Annotated in this window: 2 protein-coding genes; both read right to left on the bottom strand. The window is 62.9% G+C overall.

Going from position 1 to position 1,233, the window contains the following annotated elements:
- Positions 1-602: HNH endonuclease signature motif containing protein (locus tag JHD77_RS31790; RefSeq protein WP_199506567.1), on the bottom strand; the 602-nt coding region annotated here is incomplete at its 3' end.
- Positions 599-1,233: DUF7168 domain-containing protein (locus JHD77_RS31785; protein WP_199506566.1), on the bottom strand; the 635-nt coding region annotated here is incomplete at its 5' end. The genes JHD77_RS31785 and JHD77_RS31790, both read right to left, overlap by 4 nt.

Below are 1,233 nucleotides of genomic sequence, written 5' to 3'. Positions count from 1 at the left end.
CGCATGCGTTCGGCCCGGGTGATGAGTTCCAGGTTGTCGATGACGACGTTCTGCTTGTTGTTGTCCTTGAAGCAGACGCAATGGCCGGTTGGGATGGGGCCGACGTGTTCTTCCCAGAGCAGGATGTGGATGCTCTTCCAGTCCCGGGGGGGATAGCCGGTATCCGAGATCTTTCGTTGCAGGTAGCCATCGGCACTTACCCGTGTGCTGCCGACCGGGAGCCATGTGTGGGGCTTCTGCCCCTTCTTGAACTGCGTTTCCGATGAGCGTCCTCGCGCGGGAAGCCCCTTCATGCCGCAGTTCCATGGGGTGTTTCCCTTCTTGAACCGAGTTGCGCTGCCCCAGTCCTGCCGGATCTTCTTGGAGAACTCGGGGCTTTTTTTCAGCCCGAGCCGATACGCTTTGGAGCAGATCTGCTGGAGCGTTTTGTTCAACCTGGCTGCCAGGACCTCGTTCGGCATATCCGGATGCAGGCGCAGCAGCACCAGTTCCTGTTCGGCGGTCCAGGTTTCGCGGATGCAGCGCTCCTCTCGGTTGCTGAATTTGCGGCGGGCACGCACCAGAGCCTCGTAGGCAATGTTCGAGAGAGCAGAGCGAGTCATCGGGAACCTCCCTGCTCGAGCGCGCCTTGAACTCGCCGGCTGACGCCGCGGTGCAGGCGAGTGTTTTTGCCGTGCTCCCAGCCTGCGTGCAGCGAAGCCTGGTCATAGGCCAGGGGCTTCGTCGGCGCTGCCGGCTCCAGGAGTTTCAGCTCCGGATGGTGTAGTTCGAGGTAGGCCTTGATGGCTGCTTGAGTCGACTCGTCCGGCCTGCCGGCAAAGTCACGTACCAGCGAACGCACTGCGAGAAGCCAGCCTTCGACGAAGAGCTTGCTGCGACGGCGCTTGGTCGACAGCTTGCAGCGCTTCTGTTGAGCGACATGAGCCGAGCGCGCCGCCACCAGTTGGTGGTGGAGCGTAGAGTAGGCGTGAGCGGCTAGCTCAGGGCCGATCCCTCGGCCCATGAACTTGAACGTCCAGCCCGCTGGCATCGCGTATGCCGCCAGGTAGTCGCAGCCGAAGGAGTTGGCGCAGATCCCGGCCAGTTCATGCAGCCATGGGGCAGGAGAGCGCCTGGTTCGAGTGGGAACGCACGCGGTCTCCACCGTGTGGGCCGAGATCTCCGCATCGCTGAGGTCGAACTGGCGCTTCAGGATCGCGGCCTGGCGCAATGCGGTTTCCGCCTCGTTCGGCG

The sequence above is a fragment of the Pseudomonas sp. P20 genome (assembly GCF_016463925.1).
Lineage (GTDB): Bacteria > Pseudomonadota > Gammaproteobacteria > Pseudomonadales > Pseudomonadaceae > Pseudomonas > Pseudomonas aeruginosa.
The sequence above is the reverse complement of the archived record's forward strand: the minus strand, read 5'-3'. Positions and strand labels throughout refer to the sequence as shown.